This window comes from Marinomonas posidonica IVIA-Po-181 (genome assembly GCF_000214215.1).
Lineage (GTDB): Bacteria > Pseudomonadota > Gammaproteobacteria > Pseudomonadales > Marinomonadaceae > Marinomonas > Marinomonas posidonica.
Genome location: NC_015559.1, coordinates 3536062 through 3553258 on the forward strand (window position 1 = coordinate 3536062; position 17197 = coordinate 3553258).

15 protein-coding genes are annotated in these 17197 nt (G+C 46.3%); 5 read left to right on the top strand and 10 right to left on the bottom strand.

The window, feature by feature from the left end; translation table 11 throughout:
* Positions 1 to 8 precede the first annotated feature (8 nt).
* The 6 genes from MAR181_RS16310 to MAR181_RS16335 are packed head-to-tail and all read right to left on the bottom strand — an operon-like array spanning position 9 to position 6095.
* Complete coding sequence (locus MAR181_RS16310; protein WP_013797708.1) at positions 9 to 1559, bottom strand: SPOR domain-containing protein; 1551 nt, start codon at positions 1557 to 1559, stop codon at positions 9 to 11.
* A 30-nt stretch (positions 1560 to 1589) separates the two neighbouring features.
* Complete coding sequence (gene aroB / locus MAR181_RS16315; RefSeq protein WP_013797709.1) at positions 1590 to 2696, bottom strand: 3-dehydroquinate synthase; 1107 nt, start codon at positions 2694 to 2696, stop codon at positions 1590 to 1592.
* Positions 2668 to 3243, bottom strand: a complete 576-nt coding sequence (locus MAR181_RS16320) for a shikimate kinase (protein ID WP_013797710.1) — start codon at positions 3241 to 3243, stop codon at positions 2668 to 2670. The genes aroB and MAR181_RS16320 overlap by 29 nt, the downstream gene beginning before the upstream one ends.
* 42 nt (positions 3244 to 3285) lie before the next feature.
* Entirely contained in the window at positions 3286 to 4464 is a 1179-nt protein-coding gene (locus tag MAR181_RS16325) for a type IV pilus secretin PilQ (RefSeq protein ID WP_013797711.1), read from the bottom strand.
* Positions 4433 to 5167 (bottom strand): hypothetical protein, encoded by a 735-nt coding sequence (locus MAR181_RS16330; RefSeq protein ID WP_013797712.1) that lies wholly within the window; start codon positions 5165 to 5167, stop codon positions 4433 to 4435. The genes MAR181_RS16325 and MAR181_RS16330 overlap by 32 nt, the downstream gene beginning before the upstream one ends.
* The gene (locus tag MAR181_RS16335; RefSeq protein WP_013797713.1) at positions 5139 to 6095 is read right to left on the bottom strand and encodes a hypothetical protein; all 957 of its coding nucleotides are present in this window, start codon (positions 6093 to 6095) and stop codon (positions 5139 to 5141) included. The genes MAR181_RS16330 and MAR181_RS16335 overlap by 29 nt, the downstream gene beginning before the upstream one ends.
* A gap of 158 nt (positions 6096 to 6253) precedes the next feature.
* Between MAR181_RS16335 and MAR181_RS16340 the strand changes: the two genes are divergently transcribed.
* Entirely contained in the window at positions 6254 to 8713 is a 2460-nt protein-coding gene (locus tag MAR181_RS16340; protein ID WP_013797714.1) for a penicillin-binding protein 1A, read from the top strand.
* A 132-nt stretch (positions 8714 to 8845) separates the two neighbouring features.
* On the opposite strand, the gene MAR181_RS16345 is transcribed toward MAR181_RS16340, so the two are convergent.
* The 4 genes from MAR181_RS16345 to rpmE all read right to left on the bottom strand — a co-directional run bounded on the left by MAR181_RS16345 (position 8846) and on the right by rpmE (position 11980).
* A complete protein-coding gene (locus MAR181_RS16345) occupies positions 8846 to 9406 on the bottom strand; it encodes an LOG family protein (RefSeq protein WP_013797715.1) in 561 nt (186 codons plus the stop codon).
* A gap of 118 nt (positions 9407 to 9524) precedes the next feature.
* Positions 9525 to 10793, bottom strand: coding sequence for a malic enzyme-like NAD(P)-binding protein (locus MAR181_RS16350; protein WP_013797716.1), 1269 nt, complete (start codon positions 10791 to 10793; stop codon positions 9525 to 9527).
* Positions 10794 to 10973: 180 nt separating this feature from the next.
* Complete coding sequence (locus tag MAR181_RS16355) at positions 10974 to 11756, bottom strand: thermonuclease family protein (RefSeq protein WP_013797717.1); 783 nt, start codon at positions 11754 to 11756, stop codon at positions 10974 to 10976.
* A gap of 8 nt (positions 11757 to 11764) precedes the next feature.
* Positions 11765 to 11980 (bottom strand): 50S ribosomal protein L31, encoded by a 216-nt coding sequence (gene rpmE / locus MAR181_RS16360; RefSeq protein WP_013797718.1) that lies wholly within the window; start codon positions 11978 to 11980, stop codon positions 11765 to 11767.
* A 268-nt stretch (positions 11981 to 12248) separates the two neighbouring features.
* Between rpmE and MAR181_RS16365 the strand changes: the two genes are divergently transcribed.
* The 4 genes from MAR181_RS16365 (at position 12249) to hslU (ending at position 17193) form a co-directional block, all read left to right on the top strand.
* Entirely contained in the window at positions 12249 to 14480 is a 2232-nt protein-coding gene (locus MAR181_RS16365; protein ID WP_013797719.1) for a primosomal protein N', read from the top strand.
* A gap of 60 nt (positions 14481 to 14540) precedes the next feature.
* Entirely contained in the window at positions 14541 to 15164 is a 624-nt protein-coding gene (locus MAR181_RS16370) for an SPOR domain-containing protein (RefSeq protein WP_013797720.1), read from the top strand.
* Between the two features lie 108 nt (positions 15165 to 15272).
* Positions 15273 to 15824: an ATP-dependent protease subunit HslV gene (gene hslV, locus MAR181_RS16375; RefSeq protein ID WP_013797721.1), complete on the top strand. Its 552-nt coding sequence runs from the start codon at positions 15273 to 15275 to the stop codon at positions 15822 to 15824.
* Positions 15825 to 15867: 43 nt separating this feature from the next.
* Positions 15868 to 17193, top strand: a complete 1326-nt coding sequence (gene hslU, locus MAR181_RS16380) for an ATP-dependent protease ATPase subunit HslU (RefSeq protein ID WP_041651429.1) — start codon at positions 15868 to 15870, stop codon at positions 17191 to 17193.
* The last annotated feature ends 4 nt before the right edge of the window (positions 17194 to 17197 follow it).

Sequence of the window (17197 nt, forward strand, 5' to 3'; positions counted from 1 at the left end):
CTGATGCCTTATTGTGCCTTACGAATGTCTTCTTGAATACCGCGAGCACTTCTTGCCCAAGGATTCAAGGATCGCAAATCACTCGGTAGCGTTTCCGCCGCGGCAATGGCTTCACTGCGATTACGATACAAACCATACACAACCACAAACCAATCGCGAGCATTGTGCTGAGCCTTAAAGTAACCAAAGGCGTCGATACCACCTTGATCACGAATAAAGTCTTTTACGGTTTGCTGATTGTGAGTCCCCAACAGCTGAAGCGTATAGCGATTCGGGTTTTGTGATAGCCACCACTGGGTTTTATTAAACACATCGTCCGGCGTGTTCACCACCGTTTCTTCTGTTTTCGGCACAACAGGTTTTGGTTCGGTTAATTCGGGCGACTCCACCAACATGGGGGCTTCTGAACGAGCCGGTGCGGCCAACCGAATCGGTGCTGTTTCAACACTTGGAGCCACAGGTTCATTGACTGAACGAGCCTCATTGGTTTTAGACATGCTAATAGCAGGTAACGATGTGTCTTCTGGGATCGGCGGCAAGACAACCTGTCCAGCTTGACCAATTTGTCGCTGCATAGCATCAATACGAGCAATGGTTTCTTCGGAAGATTGGCCCTGTCTAGGACTCAATGGAATCACATTCGCGGTGCGGTCATTTGATGTCTCTTCGGCTTTATCCGAAAACAATACAGCCACCAAGATCCCCAACATCACAATCGACAATAACGCCATGTGCGCTAATGGAAAGCCCATGCTCAAGCTAAAACCTTTACCCGATTTAGCCTTATTACCTTTCCCCATCAGACGTTGAGCAATTTCATTAATACGACCAGGATAACCACCTGACTCCTGATGAATTTGCTTGATCTGTTTATCCGTAAACGGCAGGTTAATACCACCGCCAACAGCACGAACTCGATGCAACATGTAAGCTCGAGTTTGTTCTAACGAATAAGGTGCAAGACTAAAAGAGTGGCTCAATTGCTCATAACGAGAGCGTTGATAAGCGTCCAGATTGCGTCCCAACGAATGTGCACTAAACAACACAATATGCGGTACAGTTTGATTTTCTGTTGCCAACGACATCATATCCAACAACATACTTACCGCATCGGTATTCAGCTCTTGTGCATTATCAACCAGCACTAATGCGGCCTGACCTTTGTCCTCTAAATCATGGGAGAATTTGAGCAAAGGCCCGAACGTGGCTTCATTGGGAGCTTGAGTGAAATGTCCAGAAAAACCCGCATAGATAGCTTGTAACAATTGCCCTGCGGTCATCAACATGCTGGCTTTCACATGGCTAATGACTGTCATTTCATCTTGATGACGAGCAAATTCCATCAAGAAACGACTTTTGCCGCTTCCTTCAGGGCCTTGAACGACTGAAAGTAAATTACTATAGCGACTTAAATGTTCCAGCAAAGCCAGCTGCTGATTACCTTCTTCCGAAGCAAAGTAAACGGAGGCATCCTTCGAACCAAAGGGATCCCTCAGCGGCCCTTTGGAGGGCTGATTCAAGGCATCCTCGAGATCAAACTGAAACTCTGGCTGAGACATATCGTCCTTCTAAGATATCATCAACTAATATTATGCCAAACTGGCTTGTTTACCGACTTCAAGCGCGTCCACAATGCAGGCTTCAAAAGCGTCTATTGGGAAATCTGACGTTACCATGGCGTCGCCTAGCGACGCGAGTAAGACCAAACGCAAGCTGCCATCTAATACTTTCTTATCTAATGCCATACGTTCAACAAAGCTGTCCAAGGTCATTTCAAGTGGCGGTAACACGGGCAACTTAGCCGCTTCAAACATGGCCACGGAACGACTCACATCTTGCTCACTGAGGCTACCCATACGCCATGACAAATCCACTGCCAGCACACAGCCCGCTGCAACGGCTTCACCATGTAACCACTTACCATAACCCAGTTCAGCCTCAATAGCATGACCAAAGGTATGACCTAGATTTAAGATCGCACGAATACCGCCTTCCCGCTCATCCTGTGCAACGACATTGGCCTTAGCCAAACAAGAGCGATAAATAGCTTCGGTAATCTTATTCGATTCCAGCGCCATTAAGTCGGTCATTTCAAGCTCTAACCAATCGAAAAATTCCGCATCACAGATCAAACCATATTTAATGACTTCCGCCATACCCGCCGACAATTCACGTGGCGGTAAGGTCGCCAAGGAATCAATATCGATAATGACCGCTTGCGGCTGATAAAAGGCACCAATCATGTTTTTACCCAACGGATGGTTAACCCCAGTTTTACCGCCAACCGAAGAATCAACCTGAGACAATAAGGTAGTGGGCACTTGAATAAATGGCACTCCTCGTTGATAAGTCGCTGCAGCAAACCCAGCCATGTCACCAACCACACCACCGCCTAAGGCAATAATCGTCGTGGTACGATTGTGTCTAGCCTGCAATAAAGAAGACATAATCAAACCATAGGTATCCAGCGTTTTATAAGCCTCTCCATCCGGTAAAATACACGTATCCACTTGATAATCGGCGGACAGCATGGTCACCATGGCATCTAAATAAAGAGCAGCGACAGTATCATTGGTGACAATCATGACTTGTTTGCCATGAATGGCCTCATCAAACAATGCCTTTTGTTGGCAAATACCACTGCCGATGTAAATAGGGTAACTACGATCACCAAGATCCACGGTTAAGGTGCGCATTAGGATTGCTGTCCTCCGATGTTAAATAACGCTTGATGGCTTCTAATACTTTATTAGCGACGGCTTTGGGATGACGGGCATCGGTTTCAATGACTAAGGTCGCCACCTCTCGATAAAGAGGGTCACGCACTTCGAATAATTTTTTCAACGTTGCTTTGGGGTCACCCGCTTGCAACAAAGGTCGATGAGAACTCTTCGAGGTTCGATAAAGCTGCTGCGCTACCGAAGCATATAGGTACACCACTAAACCATCTTGCTGCAAAATATCACGATTCTCTGATCGTGTAACAATACCACCACCCGTCGCTAGGACAGTATTGTGTGTATCTGACTGAACCATGTTTGAAAGCGCTTGCGTTTCTCTTTTACGAAATCCCTCTTCCCCTTCGCGCTCAAAAATCCATGGTATATCGGCACCGGCATTGTCTTCTATGACTTTGTCTAGATCGTAAAACTCTTTGCCCATCGATTGTGAAATCAAACGGCCTATCGTTGTTTTTCCAGCGCCCATTGGGCCTACTAAAATAATATTGGGGGCATTTATCATTGTATTTTGTTACACAGAAATTAAGCCAATTAAGAATAGGTCTTAGTTTACCGTCATTTGTAGCAGTTTTGGCGTAATAAATACAAGTAATTCAACCTTTTCTTGTTGTTTTGAGTGGCTTTTGAATAATTCTCCCAACCAAGGTACAGAACTCAACAAAGGTACTCGACTTTCCGTCGTAAAACTTTCTTCCCTAAAAACCCCGCCCAAAACAAGCGTTTCTTGATCCTTCAACATCACTTGGGTGGTCAATCGATTGGTCTTCAAACTCGGCACGCCATTGACCAAGTCTCCAACCGAGTCCTGATGAATACTCAACTCCAATAAAATGTAGTCGTCTTGTTTTACATAAGGCGTTACTTCCAACATTAAAGCCGCCTGTCGAAACGACACACTCACAGTGTCATCGCTCACCGTCTGGTAAGGAATTTCTGTCCCCGACTCGATTCTGGCGGTTTGACCTGTCGAGGTCACGATTTTAGGTTTGGAGACCACATTCGCCATGCCTTCACTTTCAAGCATATCCAACGTTAACGACAGCAAACTATTGGCCCCTGTGGCGGACACATTAAATTCACTCGTGGGTGCCAAAGCACCAAGATCAATGGCTCCCCCAATAGAAGAGCGTACACCTTGAGATAATGTACTTTGCCAGTTCACACCAAATTGTGACTGAGCCGATCGACTGACTTGGGCAATTTGAGCACTAATTTCGATTTGCTTTAGCGGTGAATCCAACCAAGCTATCACCTCTTCCACCCCTTCCAACGGCGCACAGTAATGCCCAAGCAATGAATTCGTTCTGAGATCAACGACAATAGAAATAGAGGGATATAAGGTTTGTAAATGTTTACCAACACCTTCTGCCTTAGCGTGTTTCAAAGGCCAAAAAGAGCGCTGACAAAGGTCCGGTTCGGGAAGGACTTTATCGACCACCCTATCAGGCATCAATACCGCCACACCAGACTGCCATTGCAAACGAATACCAGGCTGACGCGCTACAGCCTCTAATACATCTTGCCAACTAGCATCCTTAATGGACAAGGTGAGATTGCGGTCAATGTCTGGACTAATCACCACACTTTCATTTAACTGGGCCGCTAACCAAGGCAAGACTTCCTGTAACGGCTTATTTTCAAAATACACATCCAATGATAAGCACAGGTTACTAAAACATAACCCAGCTAGGCTAATCAGCCACCTCCTGTAGCAAACTGTCATTCTCTGACCTCCCTGTTGTTATTAACAACGTATATTGTGAGCCATCCTTGGCGACTAAAATGACACGATCAGCTAATACCGCGAGGACACTGACACCTGCTTCAGGCAACCAACTTCCCTCGTGAAGCCAATATTGTTTTTGACGAAATTGCATTAGAGCTGAGCGTCGGTCAACACTTTTCATTGTGGAGAATAAACGCCAATCTCGAGCATTAAAATGCGGCCGTCTAAAGGGGGTTGGTAGCCAGTTCTCAAACTCTCGATTGACCGCGGGTAATTGAACACCCAATTCAATAGCACCTTGCCAACGACCATCCACTTGTCGTTGCCAATCCATCTCCATTACCGATACCGCCAAAGTTTCCTGCACCCTTTCGAATACAAGCTGCCATTGAGTCATGTTCGCCACCCCCTCAAGACGCCAGCCTGTTACCAAACGATTACGTGTGTTGATGACGGTCTGACTGAGCCAATCCAAATCGGACAATGGCATCGCTAACAGACGATCGTCTTGACGTTGAATCTTATGCCAGCGCAACCAAGCATCCGCCAGTTTTTTTTCTTCTCGTTTCCAGTCGTCATAGGCTGAGAATAAAAATGGATACCAGATGACCAGCTGCAAGCACAGTATGAGCAATATTAAACGGCCATTAAGCAGACGCAAAAACGCCATATTAATGACAGAACACTTGAATCGAGACATTCACCACCTCCTCTTGATCAAGCGTTGAGAAGGAATCTTGCACTACTATCCAACGCCAATTAGGGTAGGCACTTTGCCAATTATCCATCACCATTTTCAACATGCTTTTCGGCAAACTAAAGCGCATATCAGCTTGCTCACGCTGGACGCTAAATCCCTCGACTCTCACCGTGGCAGGTAAACCTTGAACTAGGGTTAGTGCCGTTGACACAAAAGGGGGTGCTTGTTGGTCTTGCAACCAATTTGACGTCACATCTACAACCTGTTGATAGCCTATTCCCGCCGACTCGACCGCCTGCTCAAGATACCAATAGAGACCCAGCGCCACGAAATGAATCGCCAAGCTAAACACCACACCGAGCCATAGATAACGGCGCACCCTTTGTTGTTTTTCATATTCAGGATGATAACCAGAGATCTGCTGGCCAGTGCAATAGGACCAAGACCTAGATGGGAAATGTTTAAATTGACTGTAAGCAACTAGAATACAATGTCGCCCCTGCTGCTGGAATGCCGAAAATAAAGGCTCAGACCAGCTTTTTGAGCAAGCATATACAGTGAGTTGGGTATCGAGGTTTGAGGCCGTTTTATGCTGAAACGCATACAAGGTATTGTCGGGGGTAGCGTAAGTCGATTCAACGGCGAAACTGAGTGCCGCTAAAGGCAATAATCGAGCAGAAACCGGATGATCCAAGCTATGCTGAGTCACACTTAGCCATTCGTCTGGCACCAATATCAGCAACCTTGAGGCACAATCCAATGATTCGAAATCAAAGTCTTGCAGACACTCATTGATCTTCTCAACCGATGGGGTGGAGGGTTCGGGGGTCACCAATCGCGGTAACAATTCATGGTATTCGGAAGAGTGAAAAAGCTGACAAGCCTGCCCTGAAAATAGAGCGATTGAATAATTTAAAACGAGCGCCATCTTTCATCCTTGAAATAATTATTAACGAAGAGTCAAAGGTCAGCATCCATACCAAACTTTTTTCTCAAGATAACACGTTTTGCTGCAAAGTTAAGCGCCAATTCTATGAAGATATTAGGTATAATGATTCTTTTTCATCCAGTGGCAATTGGTTATCTATGGCTAAGGTATTAAAAATTCTCTTTTTTCTCGGTGTATTTGGAGCAATTAGTGCGGCTGGCATCACCTATGCGATTTATTACAATGTAAAAGATCGCATTCCAACTGTGGAAGAGCTAAAAGACATAGAGTTACGGATCCCATTGCGCATCTACACCGCCGACAACCAATTGATTGGCGAATTTGGTGAACAGCGCCGCTCACCAATTAACTATGCTGACATTCCAGCCAACCTTGAACATGCTATATTGGCCGCCGAAGACACTAATTTCTACCATCATCCCGGTGTTGATATTCTTGGCCTTGGTCGTGCCGTCGTTCAACTGATCACCACAGGTCAGAAGCAAGGTGGCGGTAGTACCATTACCATGCAGGTAGCCCGTAACTACTTCTTATCTTTCGAGCAAACCTTTACCCGTAAATTCACCGAAATCTTCATTGCTTTGAAGATGGAGCGTGAACTCACCAAGCATGAAATCCTTGAACTCTACGTCAATAAAATTTATCTAGGCAAACGTGCCTACGGCTTCGAAGCTGCGTCGCAAGTCTATTATGGCAAGGGTTTATCCGAGCTAACCTTAGCTCAAATTGCGATGATTGCCGGTCTCCCCAAAGCGCCCTCACGATACAATCCTATCGTAAACCCTTCCCGAGCCTTAATCCGAAGAAACTGGATTTTGCAACGTATGCTGTCACTTGGGATGATTAATAAACAAGCTTATGAAGCCGCCGTAGAATCGCCAGTAACGGCTGAAAACCATGGTGTCACACCTGACATTGAAGCGGGCTACATCGCTGAAATGGTTCGCTCTGAGCTATACACTACCTTTGGTAATGACCTCTATAACAATGGTATGACTGTGTATACCACCATAGATTCAGGTCGTCAAAAGGCCGCGAATGACGCTGTTTACAATGGTGTGATTAGCTACGACATGCGTCACGGCTACCGTGGCTCCATTGAAACTCGTATCGATTTAGTCGATGCACCTCTTGAAGAACAGCAAGCCGCATTGGAAGAGGTCAGTCGATTTAAAGATTGGCAAGCCGCTTTAGTCATTGCAACAGAAGACAAAACCGCAGATGTTCGCATGGTCAATGGGGAACGAGCGACATTGTCTTGGGAAGCCGTAAAATGGGCAAAACCCTATGTTGATGCTGACAGTCAAGGCCCTGAGCCGCAAACCATGGCCGACATATTAGTGCCTGGTGATGTCATTCGTTTGCGACCAGACGCTAACCAAGGTTGGCTACTGGCTCAGAAACCCCATGTACAGAGTGCGTTAATTTCATTAAACAGTAAGAATGGTGCAATCCAGTCTTTAGTTGGTGGTTTTAATTTCTACGAAAACAAATTCAATCGCATCACACAATCTAAACGCCAACCTGGTTCAAACTTTAAGCCATTCATTTACAGCAGCGCCTTGGCCCGTGGTTATACTGCGGCCAGCACCATCAACGATGCACCAGTCGTATTCAATGACACAAATCTGGCTACCGCTTGGCGCCCAACCAATGATGGCGGCAAGTTTTATGGTCCGACACGTTTACGCCAAGCATTATATCGTTCACAAAATATTGTTTCCGTTCGACTCTTGGACGAGCTAGGCATCCGTCCAACATTGAATTTCTTAAAACGTTTCGGGTTTGATCCTGATGAATTGCCACACAACTTATCCTTGTCATTAGGCAGTGCTAACCTGTCGCCATTACAAATTGCCGCCGGTTATGCGGTGTTCTCTAACGGCGGTTATCAAGTACAACCTTATTTGATTGATCGTGTTGTGGATCGTGACAATCAGACTCTTTTCCAAGCCACTCCCGTTACGGTCTGTGAAACTTGCACTCTGCTAGAAAGAAACTCAGAAGATGAACCACAAATGGGCCTATTCAATGACCTAGATGGTATTGATAGTTTGCCGGTTGCCCCACAAGTGCTCGACCCAGAAGTCAATTACATCATTTATGACATGATGCGTGATGTCATCAAATACGGTACTGGACGACGCGCCTTAGTACTAAAACGCGACGACATTGCCGGCAAAACCGGCACGACTAATGACGGACGCGATGCTTGGTTCTCAGGCTTCAACGGTGACATCGTCACCTCTGTGTGGAGTGGCTTTGATAACTCCACACCACTAGGACGCTACAGTGGTGGTCGAGCTGAATGGGGTGGTTCAGTATCATTGCCACCTTGGATTGAATACATGCGTTATGCTCTACAGGACACGCCGCCTGATTACGTTGCTAAGCCCTCGAGCTTAGTCACAGTGCGCATTGATCCTAAAACAGGTGAACGTGCCTTACCGGGTCAAAAAAATGCCATTTTTGAGATCTTCCGTAAAGACCATGTTCCACCTAAGCGTGATCTCAACTCACCCGCTTTGGACGACGGCACCACTAGTGAAGTGCAAGAAGAAAAACAAGAAAACAGCGCCCTAGAAAACCTATTCTAATAACCTATTCAGTGCTTAGGGGTCACTCCCCAACCAAAGAGCTGAATGACTTACACCTTTAAAAGATACGCCATAAAAAAGCCCATTTTACCGGGGCTTTTTTATGGCTCTTCCTTTTGCTTACGACTAGCATTAGGACCATTTTGCGACGGGAGCTTGATAATCGAGTAAAGCCGTCAATAAGGATTCCGGTGTCGACTCTCGAATGAGCATATCAAGATACTCCGGCTTCACAAAACCCGCTTCTTGCATGCTTTCCACCATGGTAAATAAAGGGTCATAAAAGCCCTTCACATTATAAAAAGCACACGCCTTTTGATGCAGGCCCAGTTGCCCCCAAGTCCACGCTTCGAACATTTCTTCCAAGGTGCCAACACCGCCAGGTAATGCCACAAAAGCGTCTGCTAATGCCATCATCTTCGCTTTACGTTCATGCATGTCAGCGACAATGTGAAGCTCAGTTAAGCCAAGATGAGCGATCTCTTTTTGTTTTAAATGATTAGGAATCACACCAACCACTTTTCCACCAGCGTCCAATACCGCATTGGCAATCACGCCCATCAAACCGACGTTGCCACCGCCATACACGACGTCCACACCCTGCTTCGCCAAGTACTGACCTAATGACCAAACACTCTTCACATAATCTTCTGAGCGACCCTCTGCGGAACCACAGTAAATTGCTACTCTCATCAATGCACTCCTGACATGGGAATTATTCGCCATAAAAAAAGGCGAGACTCAGAAAAGAGTATCGCCTTTTTTGCTGTGATTAGACCATTAATAGGTCCATCAAAGTATTGTACGCAACTTAAGCACCAAAGTGATCTAGGCTCTCAAGTGGGTAGAAGTCAGGGTATGGAAGTTGAGCCACACCAGAATCTACCGCTGCTTTTGCGACGGCAGCAGAAACAACATTTAGTAAGCGAGAATCCATTGGCTTAGGCAAGATGTATTCTTTACCAAAACTCAATGCTGCACCACCGTATGCCGCGACCACATCCGCTGGCGCTTCTTCTTTCGCCAAATCCTTCAGTGCATGAACCGCAGCCACTTTCATTTCTTCATTAATCTGTGTTGCACGCACATCCAATGCACCACGGAAAATGAATGGGAAGCCCAATACGTTGTTTACCTGATTTGGGTAATCAGAACGACCTGTCGCCATGATCAAGTCAGTACGTGTTTGGTGTGCCAATTCAGGGCTGATTTCTGGATCTGGGTTAGAACAAGCGAATACCACTGGGTTAGCCGCCATTTTGCTCAACTGATCACCAGACAATAGATCAGGACCAGATACGCCGATAAAAACATCCGCGCCATCGATGGCATCATCCAAAGTACGCTTGTCTGTATCGATTGCGAACATCGCTTTAAACTGGTTCAAATCGTCACGACCAGAATGAATAACGCCTTTACGGTCCAACACAAAAATGTTGTCACGCTGAGCACCACAAGCAATGATCAGTTTCATACAAGCTGTCGCTGCCGCACCCGCACCTAGACAAACAATTTTCGCCTCAGCGATGTCTTTGCCTTGAAGTTCAAGCGCGTTCAACAAACCAGCTGCCGTTACAATCGCTGTACCGTGTTGGTCATCATGAAACACTGGAATTGAACAACGCTCGATCAGCTGACGCTCAATTTCAAAACACTCTGGTGCCTTGATATCTTCAAGGTTAATACCACCGTAGGTGTTCGCAATACGAGCAACGGTATCAATAAACGCTTGAGGGCTTTCAGATTCCACTTCCACGTCCACTGAGTTGATGCCGGCAAAGCGCTTAAACAACAAGCCTTTACCTTCCATAACTGGCTTACTAGCCAATGGACCAAGGTTCCCTAAACCAAGAATGGCAGAACCATCAGAAATAACCGCGACCAAGTTACCTTTACCTGTATAGCGATAAGCATTTTCTGGGTCTTTCGCAATTTCACGGCAAGGCTCAGCCACACCTGGACTATAAGCTAGGGAAAGGTCACGAGCCGTTTCAGTCGGTTTAGTAATGGTAACGCTCAATTTACCTGGAACTGGATTCTCATGGTAATCCAATGCAGCTTGCTTCATATCTTCTGCCATTATGATGTTTCCGTCTGTTTGGTGTTATTAATTTAGTTGCTTTATGTTTGGGCCTTAATTCTTGATAATGAAATACACTGCATTTTCATTCCAAAAAATGGCACCTTATCATTTTGGTTCGTCAGAATAATCTATCTAACACACACTTTAAAGCACAAAACCGTTAGAATATTCTATCAATCAATTAGGATTGAGATCCTTGATTTCACGCAAGTCATTCGGATGCCTTACCGATAGAACCCACGATTTAAAAGCGTTGTTACGATTCGTTCTGTGATGTTGCCAACCTCTTATCTCGATGGTTTTTCCCTCTAACCCAAACACAGTCTGAGCGGGCCAATAATCTGAGACATAAGGTGGCAAGTTGATTACTAGATCCTGCTGAGTTTCTAGCCACCAACCTCCTCGGTTGCGGGTAACGGAAGAGATATTCACTCTAGCGATTGCAAAACCAGCTTTTGGCTGCCATTGCAAATTGTGTTGCCATAACCTTTTATGTGCTTTGCGAGCCGCGTTTTCAGCATCGACAAAACATGCCTGATAGGCTAAATTGGGCGGCACCGCAATACGATAACCAAGCCCTTCAAATAGTAACTGACTTGTCAGCGAAATACGATCTTTATCGAACAGGTAATAGAGCTTACGGCCATAGCGGTCTTGATCACTTCTAGCCTTCTGAATAAACACGTAACCGTCTAAGCGAGACGCTAAAAACTGTGTGGCTTGCTCAGCATAAGCTTGGTGGTTACCCGCCTTATGATCTAATTCTGGGGTATTTATTCCAACCAAACGTACCTTACGGCCATCGCTCAAATGAATCGTATCGCCATCGACAATGCGTTTAATCTGAGCGCGCTCTAACGGGCCGGTTGCCCGACAAAGTTCGGTTGCGCCAGCACTAAATGACAGGCATAAAAAAAGCGCCAAGTAAACTCGACGCTTTTTTAACACTCTCACAATCATGCCACCAATTACTTAGTAGTACGACGTGCTCCGAAACGCTTGTTAAAGCGATCCACACGACCACCAGTGTCCAGCATTTTTTGCTGACCTGTGTAGAATGGGTGGCAGTTACTGCATACATCGATGTGCATGTCTTTGCCGATTGTAGAGTTAAGATTCAAAGTGTTACCACAAGTACAAGTTGCAGTAATCGCAGAATAATTTGGGTGAATATCTTTTTGCATTGTTTCTACCTTAAAGTTTGGTGTGCCGCCACTTGATCGACATAAAAGGGCTTTCGCCTCGCCAAGCACCGCACGATTCGTTGTACAGACATTGTACAGTGGTACCAAGAACCGCGTATTTTAGGGATCAATTGATGATTCATCAAGCCTTTTATCACTCTTTTCACATAAAATTGTCACTCGCGTAAACGCCTTGCACTAGCGTACACTAAGCCTATAAACCAATGGCTAAATTTTTTCCTTTACTAAACAAGGCTTAACCAAACGCATGCAAGAGGCTCTACTTACTCAGCACCCTTATATTAAAGTCGCCCTGCCAGTGCCGCTGCGGACCTTATTCGACTATAAAGTGCCAAAAGCCATTGCCTTACGTCATGAATTAACGCCTGGTATGCGAGTCAAAGTGCCATTTGGAAAAAGCAGCCGTTTAGGCGTCATTGTCGCACTCAGTGAGACCAGTGACTGGAACCCAGATGACGTCAAACCTCTTACTTCACTGCACGATAAACAACCGGTCATTACCCCGGAACTGATGGCGCTCTGCGAGTGGGCGGCACGTTATTATCATCACCCAATAGGCGATGTCGTTTTTCATGCGTTACCCGTGTTATTGCGCAAAGGTGAAAATGCGGAATTTCGCACTGAAAATTGGTGGTTTACCACAACAGCAGGTCAAGCATTCGAGATCGAGCAGTTAAGCCGTGCACCACGTCAGCAGGATTTTTTAAAAGCCGTTCAACAACACCCAAATGGCCTAAGTCAACAAGCCGCGTCGGTACTGGATCTGGCGCCCGCTGCGGGCAAAAGTCTCGAAGAAAAAGGCCTATTGCGCCGGGAGCCAAGAGCCTTTAATAAAGCGGGGGAAAAACACACTCACCAGACTCAGGTCCCTCCGACGCTCAATTTAGAACAGGCTTCAGCGATCGATGCTTTGCTCGATCACCGCCATCACTTCCACGTGTCTTTATTGGACGGTGTTACTGGCAGTGGTAAGACAGAAGTTTTTTTACGTTTAATAGAGCAATGCATCAAAGAAGACAAACAAGTGTTGGTCATGGTGCCAGAGATTGGCTTAACCCCTCAAACCCTAAAACGTTTCGAAGTACGTTTTAATACCGACATTGTTCTCATGCACTCCAATATGAATGACAGAGAACGCCTAGATGCCTGGCTGCTCGCCGCTAACGGTCATGCAAAAATCATCATAGGCACTCGCTCTGCCGTCTTTGTTCCTGCGCCAAAACTTGGTCTCATGGTCATCGACGAAGAACATGATGCCTCTTATAAACAACACGAAAAATTTCGTTACCATGCTCGCGACCTCGCCATGAAACGGGCGCAAAGTCTGAACATTCCAGTCCTACTGGCGTCTGCGACACCCTCTTACGAAAGTTTAACCAACGCCCTACAAAAGCGATTCTCTTGGCTCAAATTGCGCCAACGGGCTGGGGATGCTCATATCCCCAAAATGGAAAGAGTTGATTTACGAGGCCAAACCCTCGTTCATGGTTTGAGCGAAACCGCGCTGACCAACATGAAGCTTACCTTAGAGCGCAAAGAACAAGTTTTAATCTTTTTGAATCGTCGTGGTTATGCTCCAACACTGATGTGCCATCAATGTGGCTGGATTGCGACCTGTGATCATTGTGATGTCAATCTCACAGTGCACAAACGTGCAAACAAGCTGCATTGCCACCATTGTGATTCGCAAAAAGCCCTGATTCATCAATGCCCAGATTGTCAAAGCGAAGAATTATTTACGGTTGGAGAAGGCACAGAGCAGCTAGAAACCCAGCTCAATACGCTGTTTAAAGACACTCCCATTTTACGCATTGATCGAGACAGCACCCAACGTAAATCAGCCATGACCAAGCTCACACAAAAGATCCACGAACATGATCAAGCCATTTTAATTGGCACCCAAATGTTGGCCAAAGGCCACCATTTTCCGAATGTCACCTTGGTCATCATCATGGACGCAGATGCGGGATTATTTTCATCCGATTTTCGCGGCATGGAGCGCACCGCGCAACTTATCACCCAAGTATCAGGGCGAGCCGGAAGGGCGAAAAAACCAGGCCATGTATTGTTGCAAACCTATCATCCTGACCACGCCGCGATTGAATGCTTATGCAACCTAGGTTATGAGCACTTCGCAATGAATGGACTGGCTGAACGCAAATCCCTCTCTTTACCGCCGTTTTACCACCAAGTGATTGTTCGAGCAGAATCCACCAGCGAACAAGAAGCCATGCAACTATTAAATGCCCTGAAAAACGACCTAACCCCTATGCTGCCACCGGACGTTCATATGGTGGGTCCTTATGCTGCCATCATCGTTCGCAAAGCGGGACAGCACCGAGCCTTGATTTCAATTAAGTCGGCTCATAGGGCACCGTTACACCAAGTCACTGAAAGGATGACGCAATGGTTAGAACAGGCGACCAAACAACATAAAATTCGTTTCGCAATCGACGTTGACCCACTGGAAACTTATTAAGCGACAACGCATAATGTGCCCTGCATGACGCTCCATTTTTGAGTAAACCAACAACACACTATGTTTAAGCCAATCTACATTGCTAGCAAAGGAAGTCGCCCGAAAAAAGGCGCAACTCGTCGTACACCGCCACCAGCCGCAAAACGCAAAACCGCCTGGTGGTTATGGCTGCTGATTCCAGCCATTTTGCTGGCCTTCATTTATGGTTTAATGCAACTTAGTCAAATTGCCCCAGAAGCCGCAAAATCCAGTGCTGCCAAACCATCGAAGCCCGCTCCTCAGCCTAAAGCAGTCGAAAAAGCCAAGCCGGTTAAAAAACCAGTGAGCAAAGCGACGGCCAAAAAAGACAATTTTGAGTTCTATCAAATACTGCAAGACAGCGAAGTCGATACCAGTCATGTGGATGCTTATCAGTCTACGCCTCGCGGTGAACAAGATTTTTATTACATGTTACAAGCCGCTTCCTTCCGAAGTTCTGACGATGCCGATCGCCTACGCGCCAAACTCATCTTATCAGGACTGGTGGAAACCAGCATTCGACAAACCACTGGCAAAGATGGCCGTCCATGGTATCGCGTGATACTTGGCCCCTATATCTCTCGTTCGAAAATGAATCGTGCCGAGGACAAACTCGTCTCCATGGACATCTCTTCCTTCTCTTATAAAGTCAAGAAAGAGCCTTAACTCCGTTGATACAAGTGAACCGTATGGAGAACGCCATTCGGTTCACTCTCACCGCTTGAAATCTCATGGCTTGCCCCCACCTTGTTAGAATCGAAACTGGAGTAAAGCATGACAACGATTCTAACTGTACGCAAAGGCAACCAAGTCGTCGTAGGTGGCGATGGACAAGTATCTCTTGGCAATACCGTGATGAAAGGCAACGCTCGCAAAGTGCGTCGCTTATACCATGGTGAAGTCATTGCTGGGTTTGCCGGTGGCACGGCGGATGCCTTCACCCTATTCGAACGTTTTGAAGGCCAACTAGAGAAGCACCAAGGCCATCTCGTTCGTGCAGCCGTTGATCTAGCAAAAGATTGGCGTTCAGATCGAGCCTTACGCAAGCTTGAAGCCATGCTCATTGTCGCCAATACAGAAAGCACTCTGATCATCACCGGTACCGGTGATGTGGTAGAGCCACAACACGGCGCTTTAGCAATTGGCTCTGGCGGCAATTATGCTGAAGCCGCCGCCCGTGCTTTGATAGACAACACCGAACTCACAGCCAAAGAAATAGTGGAAAAGAGCCTTAACATCGCGGCGGATATTTGTGTATTCACGAACCACAGCCTAACCATTGAAGAGATTGTCGTTGAAGGCAAGCTGGAAGATCAATCCGCTTAACCCATTCATAACGCCAAACAGAGCAAATTAAAGAGACCAAATGATGAGCAGTATGACCCCAAGAGAGACGGTTAACGCCTTAGACAATCACATTATTGGCCAACAAAAAGCCAAACGCGCCGTCGCCATCGCACTTCGTAACCGCTGGCGTCGAATGCAGTTACCGGAAGACATGCGCGCTGAAATCACGCCTAAAAATATCCTAATGATTGGACCTACAGGCGTCGGTAAAACTGAAATCGCCCGTCGTCTGGCGAAACTGTCGAATGCGCCTTTCATTAAAATTGAAGCCACCAAGTTCACCGAAGTCGGCTATGTTGGTCGAGATGTGGAATCCATCATCCGTGACCTTGTGGAAATGGCCATCAAAATGCTGCGCGAGCAAGAAACTGAGAAATTACGCCACAAAGCAGAAGACGCGGCCGAAGACCGAATTTTAGACGCCTTGCTGCCTCCTGCTCGTGGTGGTGATCCAGAGCTAAACAATGAGAGCAACACACGCCAAATCTTCCGTAAAAAACTGCGCGAAGGTCAATTGGATGATAAAGAGATCGACATTGATGTCGCGGACACTCCTGTAGGCGTGGAAATCATGACGCCACCTGGTATGGAAGAAATGACCAGCCAGTTGCAAAACATGTTCTCAAACTTCGGTTCTAATAAAACGAAGAAACGTAAGTTAAAAGTCAAAGACGCGTTGCGCCAAGTGCGCGATGAAGAAGCCAGTAAGCTGGTCAATGAAGACGAATTGAAAACACGTGCGGTTGAAAGTGTCGAGCAAAATGGCATCGTGTTCCTAGATGAAATTGACAAGGTTGCCAAAAGCTCAGAACGCTCCAGCGGGGAAGTCTCTCGAGAAGGGGTTCAACGCGATCTTTTACCGCTTGTTGAAGGCTGTACCGTCAATACCAAATACGGCATGATCAAAACAGACCATATTCTGTTTATTGCCTCAGGGGCGTTCCATTTAACCAAGCCATCAGATCTAATACCAGAACTACAAGGCCGTTTGCCCATTCGCGTTGAATTAGATGCCTTGACCGTTGAAGACTTCAAACGCATTTTGGTTGAACCTAGCGCTTCGTTAACCAAGCAATATGTGGCGTTGGCGAAAACCGAAAACATTGATCTAAACTTTACCGATGAAGGCATCACCCGCATTGCGGAGATTGCTTGCCAAGTAAATGAAACCGTTGAAAACATCGGCGCTCGCCGCCTTCATACCGTTTTAGAACGTTTACTTGAAGAGGTTTCTTACTCCGCCTGCGACATGCCAGAAGGCCAACAAATTGACATCACGGCAGCCTATGTCGATGAACAATTAGGTGAAGTCGCAAAAGACGAAGACCTTAGCCAATACATTTTGTAATTGG

Coding starts and splice junctions, on each gene's coding strand:
- aroB (WP_013797709.1), bottom strand. CDS start 2,696: ATGCGCACCTTAACCGTGGATCTTGGTGATCGTAGTTACCCTATTTAC.
- MAR181_RS16310 (WP_013797708.1), bottom strand. CDS start 1,559: ATGTCTCAGCCAGAGTTTCAGTTTGATCTCGAGGATGCCTTGAATCAG.
- MAR181_RS16335 (WP_013797713.1), bottom strand. CDS start 6,095: ATGGCGCTCGTTTTAAATTATTCAATCGCTCTATTTTCAGGGCAGGCT.
- hslU (WP_041651429.1), top strand. CDS start 15,868: ATGAGCAGTATGACCCCAAGAGAGACGGTTAACGCCTTAGACAATCAC.
- MAR181_RS16340 (WP_013797714.1), top strand. CDS start 6,254: ATGGCTAAGGTATTAAAAATTCTCTTTTTTCTCGGTGTATTTGGAGCA.
- rpmE (WP_013797718.1), bottom strand. CDS start 11,980: ATGCAAAAAGATATTCACCCAAATTATTCTGCGATTACTGCAACTTGT.
- MAR181_RS16355 (WP_013797717.1), bottom strand. CDS start 11,756: ATGATTGTGAGAGTGTTAAAAAAGCGTCGAGTTTACTTGGCGCTTTTT.
- MAR181_RS16365 (WP_013797719.1), top strand. CDS start 12,249: ATGCAAGAGGCTCTACTTACTCAGCACCCTTATATTAAAGTCGCCCTG.
- MAR181_RS16350 (WP_013797716.1), bottom strand. CDS start 10,793: ATGGCAGAAGATATGAAGCAAGCTGCATTGGATTACCATGAGAATCCA.
- MAR181_RS16330 (WP_013797712.1), bottom strand. CDS start 5,167: ATGTCTCGATTCAAGTGTTCTGTCATTAATATGGCGTTTTTGCGTCTG.
- MAR181_RS16325 (WP_013797711.1), bottom strand. CDS start 4,464: ATGACAGTTTGCTACAGGAGGTGGCTGATTAGCCTAGCTGGGTTATGT.
- MAR181_RS16320 (WP_013797710.1), bottom strand. CDS start 3,243: ATGATAAATGCCCCCAATATTATTTTAGTAGGCCCAATGGGCGCTGGA.
- MAR181_RS16370 (WP_013797720.1), top strand. CDS start 14,541: ATGTTTAAGCCAATCTACATTGCTAGCAAAGGAAGTCGCCCGAAAAAA.
- MAR181_RS16345 (WP_013797715.1), bottom strand. CDS start 9,406: ATGAGAGTAGCAATTTACTGTGGTTCCGCAGAGGGTCGCTCAGAAGAT.
- hslV (WP_013797721.1), top strand. CDS start 15,273: ATGACAACGATTCTAACTGTACGCAAAGGCAACCAAGTCGTCGTAGGT.